Origin of the sequence: Neobacillus cucumis (assembly GCF_002860255.1) — a bacterium.
GTDB classification, from domain to species: domain Bacteria; phylum Bacillota; class Bacilli; order Bacillales; family Cytobacillaceae; genus Neobacillus; species Neobacillus cucumis_A.
Genome location: NZ_PGVE01000028.1, coordinates 188,339 through 207,844, shown reverse-complemented (window position 1 = coordinate 207,844; position 19,506 = coordinate 188,339). Strand labels below are relative to the sequence as shown.

Below are 19,506 nucleotides of genomic sequence, written 5' to 3'. Positions count from 1 at the left end.
ATAATAATAGAAGATGATTATTTTCTAAGAATCGCACCATTATCCATTGGGAGGAATAAAAAATGTCATCCATTAGTTTATTAAAACAAAAAGCAGGAATCGTTTTAGAAAAAAAGAAGCTAACCAATGTTGTTGCCAGAGTTGGTTTAGTGTTGGATATTTCAGGCTCAATGAGAAGTTTATATAAAAATGGTACTGTTCAAAAGGTTGTTGAGAGAATATTAGCGGTTGCCAGCCAATTTGACGATGATGGTACTTTAGATGTCTGGGTGTATGATAATGAATATTCCCGTTTAAAATCGGTTACGGAGCGGGACTTTGTGAATTATGTGGAAGAGTATATTTTAAACAACGACCTAATACATAAATTCGGAAGGAACGATGAACCACCTGTCATGGTAGATGTGATTAAGAAATATACAGAAGAGTCACCTTCATCAGAGCCTGCTTTTATTGTATTTATAAACGATGGAGGATGTAAAAAAACCATTAAGAAACCAGTAGTCGAATCATCTACAAAGCCAATCTTTTGGCAATTTGTCGGAGTGGGTGATTCCAATTTTGAAGTACTTGAAAAATTAGATACAATGGAAGGCCGCTTTGTAGATAATGCTAACTTTTTTCACATTAAAGATATTGAAAAAATAACAGATGAGGAATTGTATAATCAGTTATTAAATGAGTTTCCTGGGTGGTTAACAGAAGCAAAAGCTAAAGGTATATTATAGGGGATATACAAAAAAAGGACTGATGAGAATCAGTCCTTTACTCACATACCCATGAAAGCCCTAGTGTCCCGACACCGGTATGAACTCCTGCAACCGTGATGAGCATTAAAATTTCTGTTTCAATATCTGGAAAATGATCGTTCATGTATTTTTCAATCTCCGCAGCCTTTTCGGGATCATTCGCATGGACAATAGCTACTTTTTTTACTGTTTTTGTTTCAAGATCTTCTCTTAATTTAGAAGCAAGATAAGCAATGGCTTTCTTTTCAGTCCGAACTTTATCTTTAATCTGTGCAGCCCCATCTTCAATTGCCAGAATCGGCTTAATATTAAAGAGAGAAGCTAAGATTTTTTGACTGCCTGACACCCGCCCGCTTTTGTGAAGCTGGTCCAAATTAGAAGGGACCAAATACAATCTAGTATTGCTGCGCAAGGCATTCAGACGTTCAACCACCTCGTCCGCTTCTAAACCTTTCTCAACAAGTTCAATCCCCTTTTTTATTAAAAATGATAGAGGATAGGAACCTATCTTGGAGTCAATGGCGTATAACTTAAAATCTTCCATATTTGCTGCCATAACTGATGATTGATAGGTTCCAGTTAAAGTACTTGAGGCATGGACCGCGATTCCAAAATCATAGTCCTCTTTTAATTTCCTATATAGCTCAACAAAGTCGTTAATAGAAGGTTGGGAAGACTGAAATTTTCCTTCCTCGTTTTTCATCCGTTCATAAAATTCATGTTCCGTTATATCAATTGTTTCTTTATAAAATTCATCATTAATGACAACATGTAAGGGAATGACATAGATATCGTGTTCCTCAATAAATTTTTTGCTCAGAGAAGCAGTGGTGTCTGTAATCCACGCAATTTTTGCTTTACTCATAATAATCCTTTTCCTCCGGTAAATACACAAATTAGGTTGTCTTTAGAAGTCTATAATAAACATTACTATATTGAAAACAGTTTCACTAGTTATATCTGTCATATTAATCTTTGAACATTTTGTGAAAATTAGAAGAAAAATGCTGAAATTAATATATAAAAATAAAAATGTGTGATTTGAATCACTTAGTTACTTTGATTTATTGCATATAATCACTATGGATATAGTGATAACTAGATAAGGAGTGTTCTAATATGTTAGATCAAAAAACAATTGAAATTATTAAATCAACAGTACCAGTATTAGAAAAGCATGGAGAAACAATCACCACTACTTTTTATAAGTTAATGTTCGGAAATCACCCGGAATTATTAAATATCTTTAATCACGCTAATCAAAAACAGGGGAGACAGCAAAAAGCTCTTGCTGGAACGGTATACGCGGCGGCCATGTATATCGATAACCTTGAAGCAATTTTACCAGTAGTTAAACAAATTGCGCATAAACATAGAAGTCTTGGAATTAAGCCAGAACATTATCCTATCGTTGGAAAACATTTGTTAATGGCCATTAAGGAAGTATTAGGTGATGCGGCAACGGATGAGATTATCGATGCATGGGCTCAAGCTTATAACGTAATTGCTGACGCTTTTATCAGTGTAGAAGCTGAAATGTATGATGAAGCAACAAGCCAGCAGGGTGGATGGAGTGGCTTCCGGAATTTTGTGGTTGACCGTAAAGTAGTAGAAAGTGACGTCATTACATCATTCTATTTAAAACCAGAGGATCAACGTGATATCGCAAGTTTTAACCCAGGACAGTATATTAGTATTAAACTAGAAATAGCGGGTGAGAAGTTTACCCATATTCGTCAATACAGTTTGTCAGACGCCCCAGGAAAAGAGTATTACCGAATCAGTGTTAAAAAAGAATCAGGAACAGCAAACCCTGATGGAATGGTATCGAATTACTTACATGATCATGTGAATGAAGGAGATATTCTAAAAGTCAGTGCACCTGCAGGCGATTTTATTCTAGATACAAACAAGACTACACCTGTTGTATTATTAAGCGGCGGTGTCGGCCTAACACCAATGATGAGCATGCTAAAAACGGTTGTTGAAGTACAGCCTGAACGTAAAGTAACGTTTGTCCATGCAGCGTCTAACAGTAATGTCCATGCATTAAGAAGTGAGGTCGAAGAGTTAACCGCTCTTGATTATGTGAATTCATATGTTTTTTATGATTCACCAACAGAAGAAGACCGCTTAAATAAGCGTTTTGATGTTGAAGGCTATATAACACGTGAGTGGTTAAAGGATCATGTATCCTTTGAGGAATCAGAATTTTATTTCTGTGGGCCAGTACCATTTATGAAATCAATAAACCGCTCCTTAAAAGAACTTGGAGTAAATGAAAGCAGGATTCACTTTGAGTTCTTTGGACCAATGGGTAATTTAGAAGAATAGATTGTGCAAAGCCGATTTCCTAAATGGGAGTCGGCTATTTTTATAAAATCTAAAGAAATGGTTAACAAATAATGAATTTTAAATTAAAACCTATAAATCACAAGGGTCAAAAGTTTGATTCAAACCACAACTGTGATTAAATTAAAGAAAAGGCCAGAAAGGGTGTCACACATGGGTAAGAATACCATCCGTTCCATCACTGCTGTTGGGGTATTGTTCTGTCTCCTCTGGCTGATTGGACTTGGCTGGGCAGTAGGTCAATATTATGCAGGTAAACCTGATAAGCTTCCTGAAACAAATACGGTAAGCAAAAAAGTAGAAAACAAAAAGGGACTAACCATTGTGGCTATAGGAGACTCACTAACGAGAGGAACAGGTGACGAGACCGGGAAAGGATACGTCGGAGATTTGACCGATGAAATTAAGGAAAAAACCAAAAAGCCTGTGCAGCTGACTAATCTCGGCATTAATGGTCAAAGATCAGATCAGCTTCGTAAACAGGTTCAAGAAACTGAAGTGGCAAGGCAAATCCAAAAGGCTGATATCGTGTTAGTAACTATTGGAGGAAACGATTTGTTCCGAGGCGGCCAGGGATTAACCGATTATTCAACAGCCAATATTGCCAAAATTGAAAAGCAATATCTTGATAATTTAAAGTTTATTTTTGAGCAGATTCGAAAAAACAATCAGAATGCAAATGTGTTCTTCATTGGACTATACAATCCATTTATTGAGTTAGACCAAGGGAAAGAGATGTCTAGGGTGGTCCGCCACTGGAACTATGACAGTGCCGAAGTAAGTGCAGCATTCCCTAAAATCGTCTTTGTACCAACATTTGACTTATTTGAGTTAAGAGTAAACGATTATCTGTATTCGGATAAGTTTCATCCAAACACAAAAGGGTACCGTTTAATTGCTGAGCGTGTTGCCTCGCTGCTTACCTGGTAAGGAGAAGAATTATGGAGAAAAAGATTACCTTAGCTGTTGATAATTTGAGAAAGGTCATTGGAAAAAGAGAAATCATTAAAGGATTGACGTTTGATCTGCGCGAAGGAGAGGTATTTGGCTTTTTGGGACCAAATGGAGCAGGGAAAACAACGACGATCCGAATGCTTGTTGGGCTTATTAAACCGACTGCGGGAAGTATTTACATATGCGGATATAATGTAGAGAATCAATTCCGAGAGGCAATGAGCAACCTTGGCTGCATTGTCGAAAATCCGGAGCTATATCCATACTTATCGGGTTACAATAATCTCCTTCATTTTGCCCGAATGATTGATGGGGTAGGGGAGGACCGCATTAGGGAAGTCACTGAACTTGTCGGCTTGACTGATCGTATCCATGATAAAGTTAAAACCTATTCATTAGGGATGCGGCAGCGTCTTGGAATCGCTCAAGCCCTATTAGGACGCCCAAAGGTGTTAATTTTAGATGAACCAACAAATGGACTGGACCCGGCAGGAATAAGGGAAATGAGGCAGTTTATCCGCTTTTTGGCAGAACAAGAAGGGCTAAGTGTTCTTGTTTCGAGCCATTTGTTAAGTGAAATACAATTATTGTGTGACCGGGTGGCAATTATTTCAAAAGGAACCATTATTAAAATTGATACGGTAGAACAGCTGCTTTCAAATCGGGAACGTGTTGTCTGGCGGGTTTCACCGTTTGAAAAAGGAAAACAAGTATTAAGTTCCTTAACGGCAATTGAAGTAAAAGATGATGGCACCATTCTAACGGAATTTAATGAACAGAAGACGCCGGAATGGAATAAACAGCTTGTATCAGCAGGTGTCTCCGTTACAGAAATCAATCGAAAAATGCCAGTATTAGAAGACTTATTCCTCGAACTTACGGGGGGTGATACCATTGAATAAATTAATTCAAAATGAAATGATGAAGCTTATTGCCAAGAAGAGGCTTGTGGTCATTGCACTGATTATTGGTGTCCTTGTCATGCTGTTTACCTATGCGCAATATAAGCAGGTTCAAACACAGCGGGAAAAGTTAGGCACAAGTGATTGGCGGACCATTTTACAACAGCAAATTGTCGACACAACCAACCGCCTTAGCAGCAGCCGAATTTCTGATGAATGGAAAAAACAGCTGCAAATTTCGCTCCAACAGCAGCAATATTATTTAGATCATGATATTAATCCATCAGAGCCGGGCGCACCAACCTTCATGCGTATCTTTTTGGAAAACTCGATTGACTTATTTATTCCGCTAATGGTTATGGTCATTGCAAGTGATTTAGTTTCTTCCGAACATAGCCTTGGCTCGATCAAACTGCTTCTGACAAGGCCGGTAAAGAGGTGGAGGGTACTTTTAAGTAAATACATCACACTTTGTTTAGCAGTTTCGTTGATTATTGCGATAACAGGAATCATCTCTTATGTCATTTCTGGAGTCGTATTTGGCTATAAGGGGTGGGGAACCCCAATCCTGACTGGTTTTAACGTAACCGAATCAGGTTTAAATACATCCGATGTAAAACTCCTAAGCCTATGGAAGTTTTTATTGATGGATTTTGGACTAGTATGGTTTGTTGCCATCGTTGTTGGCACGTTATCCTTTATGTTGTCAGTTCTCATTCGAAGCACCGCTGCAGGGATGGGGGTTATGCTTGCAGCACTTATCTCAGGAGCCATCTTAAGTAATATGGTCTCATCCTGGGAATCAGCCAAATACCTTTTTATGGTCAATTTACGGTTAACGGATTATATGAAGGGGAATGCACCGCCAATTGAAGGCATGAACCTCTCATTCTCCATGATGGTACTATTAATCTGGTGGGCCGTTGCATTGGTGGTCTCTTTTACGGTTTTTACAAAAAAAGATGTGTATTAGACATTTAGCTATTCCTAGAATCATGGGAATAGCTTTTTCATTGACCATTTTAAATGGACACTTCTTAAAATTTGATAGAATATTATTAATTTTATAAAATAATGGTAAGCTCTAAATTACGGAGGGGTCTAAATGACATTTGAGATAAAAAAACTCGATCATGTACAACTTGCTGGTCCAAAAGGGTGTGAACAAACGGCAAGGGAATTTTTTTCAGGAATCCTTGGGCTTATTGAGGTTGAAAAACCCGAAGAGTTAGCGAAACGTGGCGGTGTATGGTTTGAATTTGCCACCTTTCAGCTTCATATTGGGATTGAGGAACCATTTTCCCCAGCAAAAAAGGCTCATCCTGCCTTCGTCGTTGAAAACATTGAGGGATTAAAGCATCACTTAAAAGAACATAAAATAGCATTCACAGAAGATGATAACCTCCCGGGAGCAAGCAGAATCCATGTCCTTGACCCATTCGGCAACCGTCTCGAATTTCTTGAATGGGATTAATAGATGTATCTATTTATAGTAAAAAACAGCCCTATCCCATTGAATGAATGATGGGTTAGGGCTGTTTTCGCCTTTCGGGGATTAAAGGCAATTATTTTTGGGATATATCAAATCATTAGCAAATAGGAGGGGGAATCCTACGCCTTGAAAGGAACCAAAATCATTTATTTAACTTTTGCGGTTACTTTTATCGGAGCACGGTCAACGCCAAAATGCTGCTTGATAATTAAGGATGGGCCGCCCAAATTAAAGAGATAACGAGCTTCAATGACTAGTTTCATGAAGGCTCCTATTACTCCGGATAGGCTGAGACTGCCGACCTTTCCAACACCAACTTTAAGTCCTATCGATGCGACAGATCCCTTATGGTGGTATTCAAATTTTTTTAAAGATTCACCACGAAGAGACGCAACAATATTTTTCGCACATACAGGTGCCTGTTGCAGTGCAACTTGGGCAGTTGGTGCTAAGGCGTTCTTTTCATCTTTCATAAAAAGGGAGCAATCACCAAGGCTAAAAACATTATTTATGTTTTTTACTCGAAGATAAGAATCAACAGCAATCTTGCCTCTTACAATTGGAAGTCCCCAATTATGAACAATTGTATTTCCTTTCACACCACAAGACCAAATTAAAGTTCGAGTGGGAATTTCCCAATTAGGTTCTATAACAACCATTTCAGGGGAGCATTTAAGAATTTTTCTGCCTGTGATTAATTCAATATTCATCTTTTCTAAAACTTCGGTTGTATACTCAATGGATTGTTTAGGGAAGAAGGGAATCACTGATGATGCCGCTTCAATTGCTACAATTTTAACTTTTTCAAATGGTATATTGTGTTCTTTACATAATTTGGGCATTCCATCAGCAAACTCTCCAAGCAGCTCCACACCTGTAAAACCTCCTCCAGCTACTACGAAAGTTAACCTGGAAGGATCTTGGTCTTGCTTATATAAGTTAAATTGTTTAATAATTTGATTATAAATTGCTTTTGAACTTCTAAAGCTTCTAATTTCGAAGGCGTTTTCTTTTATACCAGGTGTTCCATAGGTTTCAACTTCAAAACCAAGTGAAACTAACAGATAATCATATGGCACAGTGTCACCGCCTTCAAGGTGTACTTCTTGTTCATTAAGGTCAACAGATGATACAGTAGCTTGTAAGAATCTAGTTTTGTTCGGATTAATTAGGTTTGGGATAGACATAGCGATTTGGCGATCCGCTGCTGTTCCGACAACTGTTTTATGAAGCTGTGTTGTTATGTAGTGATATTCATGCTTATTAATTAGTGTAACATCTGCTTCCCCTGATTTTAATAACTTCTCGAGACTCTTGCTTGTGATGATTCCACCATATCCGGCACCTAGAATGACAATTTTTGGTTTATTCATTTAACTCCCCACTCCAAACTCATTTATATTTATCTTTATCTATTTTTTTGTGAAATTCTTCACAATAAAAATGATAAAAAAACGAGCAATGCTCCTTATCGAATTATTGTGAAATAATTCACATTTATTTATTTGATTTTAGGATACGTCAATTAGTATCATTTCTCAAGTATTTTTTTACTGAAAATTTGTCGATTTGGTAAATTTTTTTTTGACAAACGGGGAATGATAATCCCAGCTATAGGAAAAATTTAGACAGTTGGAAGGAGAGTTGTTATGAAGCTTAAAGGATTCATTCTTACTTTAACATTACTATTAATGCCTACTGCTGCATTTGCTAATGGAGGAATACCTGCAAATCATGAGGATAAGCCTTGTGATTGCAAGGGTGGTAAACGTCAGCATATGACACATAAAGATTGGCAGGCAATGATGGCGGAGAGAGAACAAAAGCTCCTTGTTTGGGTAACACAGTATACTCCTGATAAGAAGGCAGAATGGACGAAGGTACTTGAAGAAAAGAAAAAACTGCGAACTCAATGGTTGAGTCCGGAAAACTTAGCGAAGCGTGAACAATGGAAAAAAGAAAGAATGGCTAAAATAGAGGAACTGAAAAAGCAATTTGAATCAGGCAAGATGACAAAAGAGGAATTTATCAAACAAGCACATGGCGGTAAAGAGATGGGACACTGGAAGACCTTCCATGAATTAAGAATAGCTGTCGATAAAAAGGATAACAAACAAGCAGCCGTTCTTTTAAATCAGCTCTTAGAACAAACGAAGCAGCATAATCAATTAATGAAAGAAAAACTCGCTCTTTAAAAGGTTAAGAAGTCAATTTCTTTTTTTGAATTGACTTTTTTTATGTTAGAAGTCGTCGCTTTAAGGGAAAATAGATAAGGAAGGCATTTCTCGAGGAGGTTGTAAAATGAACAGAAAAAATTTGATGATGACAACGATTGGTTTAGGTGCTGCCTATTTGCTTCGTAACCCCAAAGCGAGAAGAAAATTAATGGATCAGTTCCAGGCCTTTTCAAAAAAGAGGTAAAGTAAGAGGCATCCACTTGTATACTGTGGATGCCTCTTTCATTTCTTATTTTTTTAAATCGATTGAGTTTTTCTTTGCTTCTACGATATCCTCTTTAATTTCTTCCTTAATATCATCTGCTATTCCTTCGGTCGCTTTTTTGAACTCACGTATCGATTTTCCAAAAGCACGTCCAATTTCAGGGAGTTTGTTTGGTCCAAAAATAACTAAAGCCACAATTAAAATTAAAATCAGACCGGGAACACCAATATTTGAAAGCATTTCTTCATCTCCTAGTGATGAGTTGTAATTATTCCACCGCTATTATATCGTTTTTTCCTCAATTGTACTAGTGATATTAAGCTAAGAGAAGTTAGCGTGGATAAAAAATAAGATTAAGAAACCGATGGCGAGTTTGAAATGCAAATTGCGGTCATTTCTTTTGAATCGCTTAAGCCCCATAAACATTAATGGAAGAAGAGTTATGGTTGATATAATACCTGAAATATAAGTAAAGTCCAGCTTAAATCCCCTTAATAGAGCCATGTAAACATGGAGAAAAACTATTCCTGTTGATAATAAAGCAATAGGAACATGCCACTGCCGAACCAGCTTTCCAATAAATTGTAAGATGGTTTTTAATTCGAAGGATCCCCATTTCAATCCTTTAATTTTCTTATTTTTTAAAAGGAAAAAGACTGGATAAATAGCCAGAGTAACATAAAAACCAATTTGCGCAATCGAGCCAAACTGTTTAAATGTTCCCTTATAATGCCGAAAATCTTGGCTCATTAATTGCTGGCGATACAGATAAACATAAAATACTTCTGCCAAAATTAAACAAATAGCAATAATAAGAAATACGTTGATTCTTTCCCGTTCTTTGGAATTAGGAATAAAATTGGCTAGGAAGCCGGTTTTTTTATGCGATAGGGAATCTTGTTTCATGTTCCTCACACCTTCTGCTACAAATTTATTTAATTATACAAAATAAAGATTAAATTTCTATTAAAAGTGTTCAAAGGGAGATTAATTTTAAATGAAGTGAAGGAAGGGCGGATCATCCGGAAGGTTTTCCGGCTGATCCTTCATAATATACCTGTATTAAATGACTAGTTTGGATTGTACGTAAAAATATAACAGCTTGGCTGTATTTTCTATGGAAGAAACATGGGTCCGTTCGAAGGCATGTGATGAATCAATTCCAGGACCGATTAAGCCGTGGATAATATCATGTCCAGAGCGAATGGCAGCAGAAGCATCTGAACCATAGAAAGGATAAATATCGAGTTTGTAACCAATATGGTTTTCTTCGGCAAGTCGAACCAAGTGTTTGCGTAAGTTATAATGATAAGGCCCGCTTGAATCTTTTACACAGATTGAAACTGTATATTCATCGGTAGACTGGCCGTCACCCATTGCCCCCATGTCAACAGCAAGGTATTCTACTGTTTCTGGGGTGATATTGGAGTTTCCGCCGTACCCAATTTCTTCATTATTCGAAATCAGAAAATGAGTAGTATACGGTAACTTTATTCCTTCTTGTTTGATTTGTTTTATTAATTGAAGCAGGATGCCGACACTTGCCTTGTCATCCAAATGGCGCGATTTTATGTAGCCGCTTGGAGTGACCTCTACTCGAGGATCAAACGAGACAAAATCACCTACTTCAATTCCAAGCGCCCGAACTTCTTCAACTGTATGTACTTTTTCATCGATACGTATTTCCATATTATCTTGATTTCGCTCTGCTTTACCTGCATCTTTATAAACATGAACAGAAGTTTGATGCATGAGGATGGTTCCGGTAAATTTTTTGCCGCTCTGAGTTTCAATTTGGCAGTATTCACCTTCGATGGAGTTAAATCGAAATCCTCCGATTAAGTCGATTTTTAATCTCCCATTTGCTTTTACTTCCTTTACCATCGCACCTAGTGTATCAACATGAGCGGTCAGCATCCGATGGCTGTGGGTATCATTCCCCTCAATGGTGGCAATTAATCCACCTTTACGATTACGGTAGGTATCAACCTGTAACTCTTTAAGAAAATTTTCTACAAAAGTAATGACCTCGTTAGTATTTCCTGACGGACTTGGAATTGATACTAAATCAGCTATTAACTTCATTGTTTCCTCTAAATTTATTTGAACCACTTTCAATACCCCTTTCTGTTATTGCTCTTATTTAAACCAGCCTTTCTTTTTAAACCATAAAGACATCCCGATGGTAATGACTGCCATGATAAATAATGCCCAAGGATATCCGTATTTCCACGTTAACTCAGGCATATAGCGGAAATTCATTCCGTACAAACCAGCAATGAATGTAATCGGCATAAAAATGGTGGTAATGACTGTTAAAACTTTCATGACATGATTGGTTTGATGGGAATTTAACGAAATATAGCTGTCACGAATATCAGTGGTTAATTCCCGATTGGCTTCGATCATTTCTGTTAGTTTAAGTAAATGGTCATGAATGTCAGAAAAATATTCGCTTCTCCCTTTTATGTATGTTTCTCTTTGGGCGTTCAGAATTCTGTATAGAAGATCTCGCATCGGAGTAACCGTATGTCTTAAGGATAATAAACTATGCCTTGTATCAAATAAGTCCTCGAGTAATTCTTCCATTGATCTTCTTTTTGAATTTTCATCCAGTTCATTTAACATATCTTCAATTTGGTACACAAGAGGGAAATAATTATCTACCATCTTATCTAAAATTAAGTAAAACACATAGGAAGCATCCCATTTTTCAAGATTTTCGGAAAGCACTAATCGTTTCCAGACTTCATCTATCTCCGTGCAAGACTGATGATGAAAGGTAATAATATAGTTTTTACCTAAGAAAAAATCTACTTCTTCTTTAAGTGTAGCTAATTGATTTAAGGTCTGTGTGACAAAAAATGTATATCCTTCATAGTAATCGAGTTTGGGGCGCTGCATATGGTGCATACAATCTTCAATTGCTAGTGGATGAAAAGAGAGGGGAGTCCGTAAATAATCCGTCTCTTTTTCTGTTGGCTGGTGAAAATCAACCCAGTACCACAGATAATTTCCATTCACGATTTTTTCTATTTCTAAATCTTTAACTAGTTGATTATTTTGGTCTAATGCAATTGTTCGTATCATAAAATCTGTTTCTATCTCCTTATCAACATTATACCTTTACTATAAAGGAATGTCTGAAAAAGAAAAGCCCGATTTGTCCTATCCATTTTTTTTCGAGGACCAAACGGTTTGACGAACCCATTTTTTACGTTTTTTTCGGTTCTTATATCCTTGTATTAATCCCTGAATGGTAAGAGTAAGTACGACGATCATCCCGCTAAAAACAATAAACACAGCAAAATATTCGAAGGGATTATAGGTTTTAAAGTGATCCCATTTTATATGGCCTTGTAAATCATGAGTAAAAAGATTCATACTAAAAATTCCGCAAATCACGGTATAGATCGTTAAAACTAACAGTAACATACTGTCTTTTTTAGCTACATTGTTATCTTCATACTTTACTATACTAAAAAGAATCTCTTTGGTGTTGGCATACAAAGGGTCAATTCCAAGGCTTTTTCTTAGCAGCCTAAACATTTCCTGTCCTTCAAAAGTCAGCGGATAGACTGTATAAAAGTAATTAGATGTAAAAGAGTTTAGGGTATAATTTAAGCTTTCAATTTTCTCTTTATCCTGTTCAATATGAATAGCCGAAAAGCAACTTGCTATTTTTAACAACACTAATTTATGGAAAAGATTAAGCAGTAGAGCATAATAATAAAACCCATAAAATCGTTGAGTTTGCGAACAAGAATTAACTATGGTTGTTATACCAGCAAAACAGTTTTGTTCAACAATATAATTAGTTGTTGGTGCAAATCGGTCATATGCGTAATCCTGAATAAACTGGGAAATAAAGTCCATGTTATTGGCATTTACAAAGGGTTTTCCAGCTGTATCATAGCTGCATAATGTTCCAAATCTATAAAGGTCGACTGTATCAATGGTTTCTTCTTCATTCAGGGAAAGTAATGATTGAACATACATATTTTTTTTCTCTAAGAAAAGTACTTTATCATTGTTCATGTGCTTGGATAAATCTGGGCAAAATTGATTGATTAGGAACATTAATAAATTTTGATAGGTATCTCCGTCAATAGTAAGCTCAAATTTAAGTGTGTCCCCATTTCGTCGTCGCATGCAGTTGGCAAACTCAATGGAATTGGATAGGGAACTGTTTCGTATTTCCGTCCGAATGGTTAAAAAACCTAAATCAAATGGGCAAGTAACAATATCGATTGAATGAATTTTAAAAGGAATAATAGTATCTTTTAAGTTTAAATCCCCCTCCAAACTAAGTTGTTTGGAATATCTTTGAAACCCCTTTTCATGCTGAGCAATGGGAAAAAGGATATTTGCCGTTAAAGGGAGGAAATAGGTTTCCATCTCACTATGATTTAAACGGAAATTTCCATAATAGGCATTTTCGCTTTCCATATCGCTTAAACGAAAAAGATTAAAATCAAGCTCCTCTAAATAAGTGATAACCTCCCGGGAGGCACCGGCTTTTAATGAAAAAGGTGCAATAAATTGAAAAAGTGCCTTAGAAACATGTTTTTCTTTTAAAGCGATTGGCTGCATCCAGTGTATTTCCCTCCATAAATATTTCTAAAAACAACTTTCCCAAAATAGAAGAAACTTAACCGCTAGCTTGTGGGTATTACCTTTTAGAATAAAATGGCAATAACGGAGGGAACTTATAAAGAAATAAGCTCGGTGAGGTAAGAGAAATGCCAACTTCCAAAACCATCAAAGATAGCTTAAAGGATAGCCTATCCAATTCAGAGGATGTTGTATTAAAAGAACTACATTCAAAGGAAAAATCAATTGAGGTATTATATATTAAATCCATTAGTGATTTTCAAGTTTTTCAAGAAAAGTTAATCATCCCGTTTTATGAAATTAAAGATCCTTTTCAATTTTTAGCTTATCTGCAATCCCATCCATTAGTGAAACCATATGAAAATAAACAAACAGCACTTGAAGAGCTTCTTAGGGGTGTGACAATTCTTTTTTACCTAGATTCCGTATTCCTTTTAGATAGTAAAGCGGATCGGAATAACTCAGTTTTGGATACAACAGTTGAGACAACGATTCAAGGACCACAATCAGGGTTTAGTGAAAGTTTGCCGACAAATATAGGATTAATTCGTCAGCGGTACCCAGAGCCTACCTTACAGGTTGATTCAACAACGGTTGGCAGTATTTCCAAAACAAAGGTCATGATTGTCCATGATAAAAGATTAGCCGACCCGTCCACTTTGAAAAGGATTAAAGAATTTTTATCCCAAATTGATGTACAGATGTTCGAAACGGGCGAGCAGCTACTAGATCTTATTAAAAAAAGTAATCGTGCTCTTGTACCTATGATGCTCGTTACGGAACGGCCTGATCGAGTAGTCGTAAATATAGCAGCAGGGAAAATTATTCTGCTGGTCAGCGGAAGTCCGTTTGCTGTTGTTTTACCTACCGTAATGAAGGACTTTATGGCTTCAATGGAGGATATTTATCAAACTTTTTGGGTGACAAAGTTCCTGCAGCTTTTAAGATATATCGGCTTTTTTACAAGCCTTGTTCTTCCAGGCCTGTATGTAGCGATTACCAGTTATAATCCTGAGGTTTTTAGGGTTCAATTAGCCTTAAGCATTGCAGGGAGCCGGACAGGTGTCCCTTATCCCTCTTTTATTGAGGTAACGATTATGCTGGTTATGATGGAAATGCTGACAGAAGCCAGTATCCGGCTCCCAAAGGCTATTGGTCCGACTGCCACAACAGTAGGTGGTTTAATTTTAGGCCAAGCGGCGACGGAAGCAGGTCTTGTCAGTAATATTATGATTATCATCACATCTACTGTGGCCATCTCGAACTTTGTAGTCCCGATTAATGCCTTTAGTTTTACACTACGAATTATGAAATACATTATTTTAGCCTTGGCAACGGTATTTGGATTAGTAGGAGTAGTTGTGGGTTTAATGATGCTAATAGCATACATGGTTAAGCTAGATAGCTTTGGAACGCCGTTTCTGACCCTAGTGCAAACTCAACCAAATAAAGAGGAAAGGTGATAAGGAGGGGAGGGCGCTGAATCGTTATTTTCTTTATTTAGTATTCTTGAATATGATCATAAATGTCATAATCTTTATTCCAAAGATTTTGATTAGGTATAGGTATGAGGGAGCTGTGATGGGGGTGATTTTGGCTATACCTGTTGGTGTGGCTCTTAGTTATATTTATAGTACAACTATTACCAAGTTCTCGGAAAAAGGGCTGCCCGAAATTCTCTCTACCTCAAAACGGTATTGGTTAAAGACTTTTCATCTTGTAAGTATTCAACTGTTCTGGTTTACAGCTGGTCTCCTTACTCTACTTGGATTTATTGATATTTTATCCCGTTTCGTAAACCCTGAGATGCCCAAACTTTTACTGCTGATGATTTATTTGGCCGCTATTTTTCTAATTATCCAGCTGCCTACCGAAAGGGTGATGTACTTACTGGAAATTGTCCTATTCCTAAATACACCACTGATTTTGTTCATTATTTTTAAGGCTTATACAAATGAATTCCTAAACTGGGATTCGATACTTGAAGTAGGTACCCACATTTTTAAATGGCCAAGTTTAAAGGCATTTGCTGCAGCCACCTATTGTTTTTCAGGTTATGGAAACTTAATTATATTTAATCGTGTGATAAAGGGAAAATTAAAGATTTGGAATTTTATTATTATCTTTGTTTTAGGAATAATAAACTCATTTACAACTTTCTTTATTCCTATTGGATTTCATGGTTCAGACGGTACACAGGAATACCTTTATCCATGGATCAGTACCGCCGATTCATTGAGGCTGGTGTATAGTCCTATTGAACGTGTTATCTTTCTATTTTTAATGTTTTATATGAACATTACACTGATGAGTATATCCATTCACTGGCACGTAGCACTCGAGTTAATAAAAGGAACGTTTAAAGGAGAAATGAGTAAGAAAAAGAGCTGGATGATTCTCCTCGTTTTCACAGGAATAGCTATGGCGTCAATTATTTTTTTAAATACCATCCTCTTAATGAAAGCCGCAGTTAACTGGTTAATTATTCGGCTACTCTTTGAGATTTTGGTCGTAGTCATATTCTTTATTTGGGCTAGGAGGAGACTGGCTTGATGTCCCTTGACAAATGGAGATACGCGTTACTAGTGCTTCTGTCCACATTGGTTTTAGCCAGTTGTGGGTTTAAAGATATTGATAAGCGTTTTTTTGTCGTGAGTATAGGTGTGGATGCAGCAAAGAATAGTTCAAAAAAATATCTGGTTAGCTTAAAGTTTGCCGTTCCCGGGGCTTCTAAAGATAATCCGAGCCAGTATCAAATTGTTTCACAAAACGCTAATTCCATGTCTGAAGCAGTTCGAATTATTAAAACAAAAGTCGATAAGGAAATTGATTTCAGCCATGCAAAGGTATTCTTGTTTAGTGAGGAAATAGTGAAAAACCACGGCAATGCAGGCATGTATTACTGGTTTACTCGAAGAAGGGACATACAAAAAATTGCCTGGGTGAATATTGCTAAGCCTACCGCTTTGGAGGTATTAAAAGTAAAACCAAAATCAGAGCATATCCCTTCAAATGCCCTCTTTCTAGCATTAGGGAAAGAAGGTTCAGAGACTCCTTATATTACTCCAGAATATTTATTTGACCTGAAATACAGGCTAATTGAAAGAGGAATAGACCCATTCATGCCAATTGTGAAGGCAAAAAAAGACTTATTTGAAATAAATACGGTTGGACTATTTAATAAAAGTGCTTTAAAACTTACACTTAACCCTGAGGAAGCCAAAATGCTAAATTTTATGATGAATCGTGAGGAAAAGAGTGCTATCAAAGTTACAAAAGGGAAAACAACCATAATCATCAATACAGACAAAGTAAAAACAAAATATAAACTCAATACACAAAAAGGAAAAACACCCATTATAAATGTACATGTTTCTGTAGATGGCAATTTGGAAGAAGCATCTGATCGGGTAGCCATTCCAAAATTATCTGAATTTGAGAAAGCAGCGGAAGAATCAATCAATAAGCGGTTTGAAAAATTTCTTGTCAAGATTCAAAAGGCTAACCTCGATCCAATTGGCTTTGGGCTAAGATACCGTTCAAGACATTTTAATGAAGATGATTGGGAGCAATGGAAAAGAATCTATCCAAACGTTGTATTTAAGGTACAATCTAAAGTACAAATCGAGGATACAGGATTAATAGATTAAAAAGGGCATTCCAGTTTAACCAGAATGCCCTTTTTAAGATAGAATTAAACTGAAGGTGCCGATTCTTTGTTACGCATTGTCTGTGGAATGTACACACAGAATGGCTCACTTTCCAAATAATCACCAGTCACTGCATAGGTTCTGGAACGGGAACCACCGCAGATTTTATTATATTCACAGATACCGCATTTCCCTTTATAATGATCCGGCTGCCTGAGCTCCTTAAATACTTTTGCCTCTCGGTATATTTTGGCAAGGGGGGTTTCCAGAACATTTCCGCCCACAATTGGAAGCAAACCGCTCGGCATGACGTCACCGATATGAGAGATAAAGGCAAATCCATTTCCATCATTCACTCCCTTTGGAGCACGCTTTAACCCATCGTGCATGGAAGCAAAATCTGTCGTAATCGAATCTTCATATTGAATATTGCCTTTTTCAATTAGGTGGTCACGCGTTTTTTGTTGTAATACAACGCGGCGGTAATGTTGTGCAGCTGTCGTTTTAATATCATAGGGTGCGGTCTTACTCAGCTCATATAGCCATCTGAATACCTTTTCATGATCAGCAGGAGAGATACATGCATCTATCTGTCCTCGGCCAGTAGGAACCAGCAGGAAAATATACCACATCACTGCACCAAGTTGGGCAACTAATTTTGACATTTCTTCGAGCGAATCATAATTATATCGAGAGATAACCGTGTTAATTTGTAAAGGCATATCAAGTTCATTTAAATATTTTATTTTTTCAACAGTTAAGTCGAAGGATCCTGGAGTTCCACGGAAATGATCATGGATTTCTGGAGTAGGTCCGTCTAAGCTAAATCCCCATCGTGATAGTCCAACATCTTTAAATAACTTCATTTTTTCCTTCGTTACATTAGCAGTGGCGCTTGGTGTCATCGAAACACGCATACCTTTTTTTATGGCATAATCAGCAAGTTCATATAAATCTTCCCTCATCATACAATCCCCGCCGGTAAAAACGAGCATTGGATTATCCATTTCATAGATTTGATCAATAAGATTCATGCCTTCCTCATGTGTTAGCTCCCTTGGGTCAGGAGTCAGCTGTGCATCTGCCCGGCAGTGCACACATTTGAGCTGACAGGCTCTTGTTACCTCCCAAATGACAATAAACGGGTTTTCATCATAATCTACTTTTTTACCTGCAGAATGCGGATGTCCCATTGTATGTGGGTGTCCTTTACTTATACCTTGCATCTTCATCACCAGAATTCATTAATATTTTTTTTCATAATAAGTGTTTCTATAGATTTATTATAAATAGGTCTTTTTTACCGTGGATGAAGGGTTTGTTACAATATTTCTACATTCGCTGATGTAGGTATAATTGTTACAGGAATATTACGATTTGATGAATGGAAAATCATAGATTTTAAGATGAAGGCATCATAATTCCTATTAATAGAGGGTTTTACTCTAAGAATACTTGTAACAATAGATGATGATTTTTCCAAATATGGGGATTCTTCTACTGAAAACCATATCTTTGGTATTTTAACCAATATCAGCTCTCTAGTAAGATAAAAGTATCAATCAATCGAAGGAGAACTGACCATCTATGAATAAACACCTACTGACAGCGGCTGCAGCTGTAAGTCTCTTGTTTGCTTCATTTACAGGAACGGCTAGTGCACATGAAAATATTTATACGGTTCAATCCGGTGATACCCTCTGGAAGATTGCACAAGCTAACCAAATATCTGTCACAGATTTAAAGACTTGGAATAACCTCACAAGTGACTCTATCTATGTAAATCAAAAACTATCTTTATTGGCGCCACACAGCCATGACACCACCTATACAGTCCAAAGCGGAGATACCCTATGGAAAATTAGCTCCCGGTTTGGAATTTCAGTTACTCAGTTAAAATCTATTAATAACTTAACATCTGATACAATTTATATAGGACAAGTCCTTAAAATTTCAACAGCTTCTACAACGGCTCCTGAAACTACAGTTTCAAAGGCACAAATGGTTATTAATGAAGCAAAAAAATATATTGGAACTCCCTACTTATGGGGAGGTAACTCTCCAGCGGGTTTTGATTGCAGTGGATATACAAGTTATGTGTTTGCAAAAGTAGGAATCACCATTCCAAGGACTGCAGCCACACAGTGGTCAGGATTAAAACCAGTTAGCGCGCCAAATCCCGGGGATCTTGTTTTCTTTGAAACTTATGCACCTGGCCCATCTCATGTTGGTATTTATTTAGGTAACAATCAATTTATTCAGGCCGGATCAAATGGGGTATCGATTGCGGATATGACCAACACCTATTGGAAACCAAGATATTTAGGAGCTAGGACGGCTATTAATTAAAT

19 protein-coding genes are annotated in these 19,506 nt (G+C 37.0%); 11 read left to right on the top strand and 8 right to left on the bottom strand.

What is annotated here, in order from left to right; translation table 11 throughout:
• Positions 1-62 precede the first annotated feature (62 nt).
• Positions 63-728 (top strand): vWA domain-containing protein, encoded by a 666-nt coding sequence (locus CVD27_RS06185; RefSeq protein ID WP_101647007.1) that lies wholly within the window; start codon positions 63-65, stop codon positions 726-728.
• Positions 729-765: 37 nt separating this feature from the next.
• On the opposite strand, the gene CVD27_RS06180 is transcribed toward CVD27_RS06185, so the two are convergent.
• Positions 766-1,614, bottom strand: a complete 849-nt coding sequence (locus CVD27_RS06180) for a DegV family protein (RefSeq protein WP_101647006.1) — start codon at positions 1,612-1,614, stop codon at positions 766-768.
• Positions 1,615-1,868: 254 nt separating this feature from the next.
• Between CVD27_RS06180 and hmpA the strand changes: the two genes are divergently transcribed.
• From hmpA to CVD27_RS06155, 5 genes are all read left to right on the top strand, one after another.
• The gene (gene hmpA, locus CVD27_RS06175) at positions 1,869-3,083 is read left to right on the top strand and encodes an NO-inducible flavohemoprotein (protein WP_101647005.1); all 1,215 of its coding nucleotides are present in this window, start codon (positions 1,869-1,871) and stop codon (positions 3,081-3,083) included.
• Positions 3,084-3,254: 171 nt separating this feature from the next.
• Positions 3,255-4,031 carry an SGNH/GDSL hydrolase family protein gene (locus tag CVD27_RS06170; protein WP_101647004.1) on the top strand — a complete coding sequence of 259 codons (777 nt, stop codon included), beginning with the start codon at positions 3,255-3,257 and terminating at the stop codon, positions 4,029-4,031.
• Positions 4,032-4,042: 11 nt separating this feature from the next.
• Positions 4,043-4,957: an ABC transporter ATP-binding protein gene (locus CVD27_RS06165; RefSeq protein ID WP_101647003.1), complete on the top strand. Its 915-nt coding sequence runs from the start codon at positions 4,043-4,045 to the stop codon at positions 4,955-4,957.
• Positions 4,950-5,930, top strand: a complete 981-nt coding sequence (locus CVD27_RS06160; protein ID WP_101647002.1) for an ABC transporter permease — start codon at positions 4,950-4,952, stop codon at positions 5,928-5,930. The genes CVD27_RS06165 and CVD27_RS06160 overlap by 8 nt, the downstream gene beginning before the upstream one ends.
• A 132-nt stretch (positions 5,931-6,062) precedes the next feature.
• Positions 6,063-6,431, top strand: coding sequence for a VOC family protein (locus tag CVD27_RS06155; protein ID WP_101647001.1), 369 nt, complete (start codon positions 6,063-6,065; stop codon positions 6,429-6,431).
• A 164-nt stretch (positions 6,432-6,595) separates the two neighbouring features.
• Here the strand turns inward: CVD27_RS06155 and CVD27_RS06150 are convergent, their stop codons facing one another.
• On the bottom strand, positions 6,596-7,822 hold the full coding sequence (locus CVD27_RS06150) for an NAD(P)/FAD-dependent oxidoreductase (RefSeq protein ID WP_101647000.1): 1,227 nt from the start codon (positions 7,820-7,822) through the stop codon (positions 6,596-6,598).
• 276 nt (positions 7,823-8,098) lie between these two features.
• On the opposite strand from CVD27_RS06150, the gene CVD27_RS06145 reads away from it, so the two are divergent.
• Complete coding sequence (locus tag CVD27_RS06145) at positions 8,099-8,644, top strand: hypothetical protein (protein WP_101646999.1); 546 nt, start codon at positions 8,099-8,101, stop codon at positions 8,642-8,644.
• A 271-nt stretch (positions 8,645-8,915) separates the two neighbouring features.
• On the opposite strand, the gene CVD27_RS06140 is transcribed toward CVD27_RS06145, so the two are convergent.
• From CVD27_RS06140 to CVD27_RS06120, 5 genes are all read right to left on the bottom strand, one after another.
• Positions 8,916-9,131, bottom strand: a complete 216-nt coding sequence (locus CVD27_RS06140) for a twin-arginine translocase TatA/TatE family subunit (RefSeq protein WP_101646998.1) — start codon at positions 9,129-9,131, stop codon at positions 8,916-8,918.
• A gap of 81 nt (positions 9,132-9,212) precedes the next feature.
• Positions 9,213-9,797, bottom strand: coding sequence for a hypothetical protein (locus CVD27_RS06135; RefSeq protein WP_101646997.1), 585 nt, complete (start codon positions 9,795-9,797; stop codon positions 9,213-9,215).
• Between the two features lie 156 nt (positions 9,798-9,953).
• Complete coding sequence (locus tag CVD27_RS06130) at positions 9,954-10,976, bottom strand: M42 family metallopeptidase (protein WP_180960179.1); 1,023 nt, start codon at positions 10,974-10,976, stop codon at positions 9,954-9,956.
• A gap of 54 nt (positions 10,977-11,030) precedes the next feature.
• A complete protein-coding gene (gene corA / locus CVD27_RS06125; RefSeq protein ID WP_101646995.1) occupies positions 11,031-11,981 on the bottom strand; it encodes a magnesium/cobalt transporter CorA in 951 nt (316 codons plus the stop codon).
• Positions 11,982-12,059: 78 nt separating this feature from the next.
• Positions 12,060-13,484 (bottom strand): hypothetical protein, encoded by a 1,425-nt coding sequence (locus CVD27_RS06120; protein ID WP_101646994.1) that lies wholly within the window; start codon positions 13,482-13,484, stop codon positions 12,060-12,062.
• Positions 13,485-13,633: 149 nt separating this feature from the next.
• On the opposite strand from CVD27_RS06120, the gene CVD27_RS06115 reads away from it, so the two are divergent.
• Genes CVD27_RS06115 through CVD27_RS06105 form a run of 3 tightly spaced genes read left to right on the top strand, consistent with a single transcriptional unit; the run spans position 13,634 to position 17,155 of the window.
• Complete coding sequence (locus CVD27_RS06115) at positions 13,634-14,968, top strand: spore germination protein (protein ID WP_101646993.1); 1,335 nt, start codon at positions 13,634-13,636, stop codon at positions 14,966-14,968.
• Complete coding sequence (locus tag CVD27_RS06110) at positions 14,952-16,058, top strand: GerAB/ArcD/ProY family transporter (RefSeq protein WP_308301769.1); 1,107 nt, start codon at positions 14,952-14,954, stop codon at positions 16,056-16,058. The genes CVD27_RS06115 and CVD27_RS06110 overlap by 17 nt, the downstream gene beginning before the upstream one ends.
• On the top strand, positions 16,058-17,155 hold the full coding sequence (locus CVD27_RS06105) for a Ger(x)C family spore germination protein (RefSeq protein WP_257984283.1): 1,098 nt from the start codon (positions 16,058-16,060) through the stop codon (positions 17,153-17,155). The genes CVD27_RS06110 and CVD27_RS06105 overlap by 1 nt, the downstream gene beginning before the upstream one ends.
• Before the next feature lie 44 nt (positions 17,156-17,199).
• On the opposite strand, the gene CVD27_RS06100 is transcribed toward CVD27_RS06105, so the two are convergent.
• The gene (locus CVD27_RS06100) at positions 17,200-18,381 is read right to left on the bottom strand and encodes a TIGR04053 family radical SAM/SPASM domain-containing protein (RefSeq protein ID WP_374703046.1); all 1,182 of its coding nucleotides are present in this window, start codon (positions 18,379-18,381) and stop codon (positions 17,200-17,202) included.
• 361 nt (positions 18,382-18,742) lie between these two features.
• Between CVD27_RS06100 and CVD27_RS06095 the strand changes: the two genes are divergently transcribed.
• Positions 18,743-19,504 (top strand): C40 family peptidase, encoded by a 762-nt coding sequence (locus tag CVD27_RS06095; RefSeq protein ID WP_101646990.1) that lies wholly within the window; start codon positions 18,743-18,745, stop codon positions 19,502-19,504.
• Positions 19,505-19,506: the final 2 nt, after the last annotated feature.

Coding starts and splice junctions, on each gene's coding strand:
- CVD27_RS06130 (WP_180960179.1), bottom strand. CDS start 10,976: ATGAAGTTAATAGCTGATTTAGTATCAATTCCAAGTCCGTCAGGAAAT.
- corA (WP_101646995.1), bottom strand. CDS start 11,981: ATGATACGAACAATTGCATTAGACCAAAATAATCAACTAGTTAAAGAT.
- CVD27_RS06105 (WP_257984283.1), top strand. CDS start 16,058: ATGTCCCTTGACAAATGGAGATACGCGTTACTAGTGCTTCTGTCCACA.
- CVD27_RS06095 (WP_101646990.1), top strand. CDS start 18,743: ATGAATAAACACCTACTGACAGCGGCTGCAGCTGTAAGTCTCTTGTTT.
- CVD27_RS06185 (WP_101647007.1), top strand. CDS start 63: ATGTCATCCATTAGTTTATTAAAACAAAAAGCAGGAATCGTTTTAGAA.
- CVD27_RS06165 (WP_101647003.1), top strand. CDS start 4,043: ATGGAGAAAAAGATTACCTTAGCTGTTGATAATTTGAGAAAGGTCATT.
- CVD27_RS06155 (WP_101647001.1), top strand. CDS start 6,063: ATGACATTTGAGATAAAAAAACTCGATCATGTACAACTTGCTGGTCCA.
- hmpA (WP_101647005.1), top strand. CDS start 1,869: ATGTTAGATCAAAAAACAATTGAAATTATTAAATCAACAGTACCAGTA.
- CVD27_RS06120 (WP_101646994.1), bottom strand. CDS start 13,484: ATGCAGCCAATCGCTTTAAAAGAAAAACATGTTTCTAAGGCACTTTTT.
- CVD27_RS06170 (WP_101647004.1), top strand. CDS start 3,255: ATGGGTAAGAATACCATCCGTTCCATCACTGCTGTTGGGGTATTGTTC.
- CVD27_RS06140 (WP_101646998.1), bottom strand. CDS start 9,131: ATGCTTTCAAATATTGGTGTTCCCGGTCTGATTTTAATTTTAATTGTG.
- CVD27_RS06100 (WP_374703046.1), bottom strand. CDS start 18,381: ATGCAAGGTATAAGTAAAGGACACCCACATACAATGGGACATCCGCAT.
- CVD27_RS06180 (WP_101647006.1), bottom strand. CDS start 1,614: ATGAGTAAAGCAAAAATTGCGTGGATTACAGACACCACTGCTTCTCTG.
- CVD27_RS06135 (WP_101646997.1), bottom strand. CDS start 9,797: ATGAAACAAGATTCCCTATCGCATAAAAAAACCGGCTTCCTAGCCAAT.
- CVD27_RS06150 (WP_101647000.1), bottom strand. CDS start 7,822: ATGAATAAACCAAAAATTGTCATTCTAGGTGCCGGATATGGTGGAATC.
- CVD27_RS06145 (WP_101646999.1), top strand. CDS start 8,099: ATGAAGCTTAAAGGATTCATTCTTACTTTAACATTACTATTAATGCCT.
- CVD27_RS06115 (WP_101646993.1), top strand. CDS start 13,634: ATGCCAACTTCCAAAACCATCAAAGATAGCTTAAAGGATAGCCTATCC.